At 34.3% G+C, this 394-nt stretch carries 1 protein-coding gene; it reads right to left on the bottom strand.

The window, feature by feature from the left end:
* Positions 1-394: IS5 family transposase (locus WFH18_RS18605; RefSeq protein WP_336755418.1), on the bottom strand; the 394-nt coding region annotated here is incomplete at both ends.

The raw sequence follows: 394 nt of genomic DNA, 5'->3' as shown, positions 1-394 counted from the left end.
TGCACAACATACTTCCGTTTCACTCAAATCAAGTTTTTCAATCATTTTGGGAGCAATCTTGACATCATGTATCGTTCCATCGGAGATAATAATTTCGATTGGATTGCCATCCGCATCAACAGCTAAGTGTATTTTAGAACTATTTCCACCAATGCTTTTAGAAATATCCTGATCTTTTATTCCAGCAGAATGTTGGTGTGCCCGAACATGACTACCATCAATAAAAACCCATTCCATATCAGCACTTGAAGAAATTAATTTAAATATTTTCATTAACTTATCGTTTTTACACCAACGATTATATTTTTTAAAGATTGAGTTATACGAACCAAATTCTTTAGGCAAATCACGCCATGGGCAGCCTGTTCTTATTCTATAAAGTATTGCTTCGACA

It is taken from the genome of Acinetobacter sp. USHLN143 (genome assembly GCF_037145695.1).
GTDB lineage: Bacteria > Pseudomonadota > Gammaproteobacteria > Pseudomonadales > Moraxellaceae > Acinetobacter > Acinetobacter fasciculus.
Note: the sequence above shows the minus strand (reverse complement) of the source record. Positions and strands in the feature narration are given on the sequence as shown.